Origin of the sequence: Kitasatospora sp. NPDC057542, from assembly GCF_042801945.1 — a bacterium.
In the GTDB taxonomy this organism is placed as follows: domain Bacteria; phylum Actinomycetota; class Actinomycetes; order Streptomycetales; family Streptomycetaceae; genus Kitasatospora.
Map to the genome: position 1 here is coordinate 1 of NZ_JBHVFE010000636.1, position 4,052 is coordinate 4,052.

The 4,052-nt window shown below is 72.6% G+C and carries 3 protein-coding genes; all 3 read left to right on the forward strand.

Going from position 1 to position 4,052, the window contains the following annotated elements:
* The first annotated feature begins 186 nt into the window (after positions 1-186).
* The 3 genes from ACFU7Y_RS41205 to ACFU7Y_RS41215 all read left to right on the forward strand — a co-directional run bounded on the left by ACFU7Y_RS41205 (position 187) and on the right by ACFU7Y_RS41215 (position 4,024).
* Positions 187-1,239 (forward strand): carbohydrate ABC transporter permease, encoded by a 1,053-nt coding sequence (locus tag ACFU7Y_RS41205; protein WP_224283075.1) that lies wholly within the window; start codon positions 187-189, stop codon positions 1,237-1,239.
* A complete protein-coding gene (locus ACFU7Y_RS41210; protein WP_224283076.1) occupies positions 1,236-2,156 on the forward strand; it encodes a carbohydrate ABC transporter permease in 921 nt (306 codons plus the stop codon). The genes ACFU7Y_RS41205 and ACFU7Y_RS41210 overlap by 4 nt, the downstream gene beginning before the upstream one ends.
* Positions 2,157-2,467: 311 nt before the next feature.
* Entirely contained in the window at positions 2,468-4,024 is a 1,557-nt protein-coding gene (locus ACFU7Y_RS41215) for a DUF4153 domain-containing protein (protein ID WP_380771531.1), read from the forward strand.
* Positions 4,025-4,052 lie beyond the last annotated feature (28 nt).

Consider the following 4,052-nt stretch of genomic DNA (forward strand, 5'->3'; position numbering starts at 1 on the left):
GGATCACCATCACGAAGGCCTCACGGCCCGGGTCGCTCGCTTCGGCCGTCGCGGCGGTCCGCGCCGGCGTTCCGGCCGAGCCGCCCCCCACCCCCCCCCGGGGGGCGGGCCCCCCGGGGCCCCACAACGCCCCCCCCCCCCGCACCGCCCGCCCCCTTCCCACCACGCCCGAAGGGACGCGCAGCCATGTCCGTACCCGGATTCCCGTCACCCGCCGCCGAGTTGGCCGCCGGGGGGCTGGCCACCGAGAGATTGGCGGCCGGCGCCTGGAGCGACGCGGCGGTCAAGTTCGGCAACACCTTCGGCGCCGTCGCGGGCTTCCTGGGCATCCTGCTGGTGGTCTTCCTGGCCGCCGGACGGGCCCGGGGCCGCCTGGCCCGTCCGCTGGCGGTCGCGCTCTTCCTCGGCCCGGCGGTGCTGCTGCTGGCCGTCGGCCTGGTCGTACCGCTGGTCCGCACGGTCTACCTCAGTCTCCAGAACGACGACGGCACCCGGTTCGTCGGTGGCGAGAACTTCGGCTGGGCCCTCACCTCCGACTCGGTGCGGGAGGTGCTGGTCAACACGCTGCTCTGGCTGGTGGTCGTGCCGCTGGTGGCGACCGGGCTGGGGCTGGTGCTGGCACTGCTGGTGGACCGGATGCGCGGCCAGTCGGTGTACAAGTCGCTGATCTTCATGCCGATGGCGATCTCGCTGGTCGGCGCGTCGATCATCTTCAAGTTCGTCTACGAGTCGCGCGGGCCGGGCCAGCCGCAGATCGGCTTGCTCAGCCAACTCGCCGTCGCGGTGGGCTGGGACGATCCGCCGAACTGGTTGCTCTCGCAGCCGCTGAACACCTTCCTGCTGATGGCGGTGATGGTCTGGGTGCAGACCGGTTTCGCGATGGTGGTGCTGTCGGCGGCGATCAAGGCGATCCCGGACGAGGTGGTGGAGGCGGCCCGGCTGGACGGCGCGAGCGGGGTGCGGCTGTTCTGGTACGTCACCGTGCCGATGATCCGCACCACGGTGATGGTCGTGCTGACCACCGTCATGCTCATCACCCTGAAGTGCTTCGACATCGTCCGCACCATGACCGGCGGCAACTTCGGCACCCAGGTGCTGGCCAACGAGATGTACTCGCAGTCCTTCGTCCAGTTCAACGCCGGGCGGGGCAGCGCCCTCGCGGTGCTCCTCTTCCTCGCGGTGCTGCCGCTGGTGGCCTACAACATCGTCCAGTTGCGGAAGGAGCGTGAGGTCCGGTGATCGGGACGGACGGTCGGGAGAAGCCGGTGCGGAAGGCCTTCAGCAGCCCACTGGCCTCGGTGTTCGTGATCGCGATGACGGTGCTCTGGACGATCCCGACGCTGGGCCTGCTGGTGACGTCGCTGCGGCCCAAGCAGGACGTGACCGCCAGCGGCTGGTGGACCACCTTCCTCCACCCGGACCTCGGCCTCGGGAACTACCACTCGGTGCTGTTTGAGGGCGGGTCCGGCGTCTCCACGGGCCTGATGCCGTTCCTGGTCAATTCGCTGGCGATCGCCGTCCCGGCGACGGTCTTCCCGCTGGTACTGGCCGCGATGGCGGCGTACGCGCTGGCCTGGGTGAGGTTCCGGGGGAGCGACGCGGTCTTCTTCACGGTGTTCGCGCTCCAGGTGGTGCCGCTCCAGATGGCGCTGATCCCGCTGCTTCGGCTGTTCGCCGGCGGTGCGCACCTGGGCCCGCTGACGCTGATCCCGGCGGTGGACCTGAAGGGCAGCTACGCACCGGTCTGGCTGGCGCACACCATGTTCGCGCTGCCGCTGGCGGTGTTCCTGCTGCACAACTTCATCGCCCAGCTGCCGCGCGACCTGATGGAGGCCGCGGTGGTGGACGGTGCCTCGCACTTCAAGATCTTCCGTTCGATCGTGCTGCCGCTGTCCACCCCGGCGCTGGCCTCGTTCGCGATCTTCCAGTTCCTGTGGGTCTGGAACGACCTGCTGGTGGCGCTGACCTTCGCGGGCGGCACACCGGAGGTGGCGCCGATGACGGTGCGCCTGGCGCAGCTGTCCGGCTCGCTCGGCGGGCGCTGGGAGCTGCTCACGGCCGGGGCGTTCCTGTCGATCATCGTGCCGCTGATCGTCTTCTTCAGCCTCCAGCGGTACTTCGTCCGGGGGCTGCTGGCCGGGTCGGTGAAGGGGTAGCCGGGAGTCCTTGGCGGTGAAGGCGCTCTGAACGCGTTCAGAACAGATTTTTGAACCTGTTCAGAATGGTCTACAGTCGGCAGCGGCCGCGGCGCCGAGCGCGCCCGCCGGCGGACCGCCCGACGGGCGGCTTCCGCATGCCCGCCGACCACTGAGGGGGACTCATGCCAGGTCCGTCCACACCTGCCTCGTCCGATTCGCCGGGTTCGACCGTGTCGCCCGGTCCCATCGAGTCGCCCGGTCCGACCGCGTCGGAGAACCCGTACGACCCGTACGGTCCGTACCGTGCGGCGGGCCCCGGCCCTCGGGGCGTGCCGGGCCCGAATCGGGCGCCCGGCGCGCCGGTGCCCTCGGTCGGCACGTGGCTGCGCCGCAGCGATCCCGAGCGCCGGGCGGCGGCCACCCCCAGGGTCCTCCTGGCTGCCCTGCTCACCGGCCTGCTGGCGGCCTGGCTGCTTTACGACGGCCTGGGGCCCAATCTGCTGCTGCTCGGCGCCGCCACCGCCGCCGGGGCCGGGATCGCCGCCCGCGCGGCCGGACGCCGGATCCGGCCCTGGACGGCGGTGTGGAGCCTGCTCGCCCTCGCCCTGCTCGCCGCCCCGGCCTGGTGGGACGCCGGCTGGCCCGTGGCGCTGGCCGCCGTCGGCGCGCTCGCGCTGGCCTCGCTGGCCCTGCACGGTGGCCGCCGCTGGCCGGGCGTGCTGTTCCCACTGCCCGGCATCCTGTGGCAGCTGGTGCCCTCGGTGGTCTGGGTCTGGGAGAGCATGGACCGTCGGCCGCTGCCCGGCCGCGGCCGGATCGTCCCGGTGCTCAAGGCGCTCGCGGTCGCCGCCGTCCTGCTGACCGTCTTCGGCCTGCTGTTCGCCGGCGCCGACGCCGCCATGGCGGACCTGCTGGGCAACCTCAGCCCGGACCTCGACCTCGACCAACTCCCGGGGCGCGGAGCGCTGTTCGTGCTCGGGGCGGTGACCGTACTGGGCTTCGCGCACATGGCCGCCGGCCCGCGCCGCTGGGACCGTACGGAGATCCGGCCGGGCCGGGAGCGGCGCCGGCTGGAGTGGGCGCTTCCGCTGGTCGCGCTCAACCTGATGTTCGGAGCCTTCACGGTGATCCAGGCCGTGGTGGTCCTCGGCGGCGCGGACGCCGTGCTGAGCAACACCGGGATGAGCCGCTCCGAGTACGCCCGGCAGGGCTTCTGGCAGCTGAGCGTGATCACCGTGCTGACCCTGGTCGTGGTGGCCTTCGCCAAGCGCTGGGCCCCGCGCACCACCCCCGCCGACCGCCGGGTGGCGCGGGTCCTGCTCGGCCTGCTCTGCGTGCTGGCGCTGGCCGTGGTCGCCTCGGCGCTCGGCCGGATGTGGTTCTACGTGGACGCCTCCGGGCTCACCCGGCTGCGGCTCTGGGTACTGGTGGTCGAGATCTGGCTGGGCGCCGTCTTCCTGCTGCTGATCGCCGCCGGGCTGACCCGCCGCACCGGCTGGCTGCCGCGCGTCGTCGTGCTCAGCGGAATGCTCGCCGTCGCGGTCTACGGCCTGATGGGCCCGGATGCGATCGTCGCCGAGCAGAACGTCACCCGGTACGAGCGGTCCCTGCGGACCGACCCGCACACCGCGGCCATCGACCTGCGTAACGTCCGTCGGCTCTCGGCGGACGCGGTGCCCGCCCTGGACCGGCTCCCCGAGCCGCAGCGGAGCTGTGCGCTGCAGCTGATCGGGCAGGACCTGGACGGGGAGTCGAGGCCCTGGTACGCGACCAACCTTGCGGCAGCCCGGGCCCGGGAGATCCTGGCGGAGCGGCCGCCGGTCGACTCGGCGGCGCCCGGCCGCACGGCCTGCGACCGGGCGGGGCTGGCGTACGACGCCTGGTAGGCCAAGCGGGGTGGGGGACCCGCGGACC

Coding starts and splice junctions, on each gene's coding strand:
- ACFU7Y_RS41205 (WP_224283075.1), top strand. CDS start 187: ATGTCCGTACCCGGATTCCCGTCACCCGCCGCCGAGTTGGCCGCCGGG.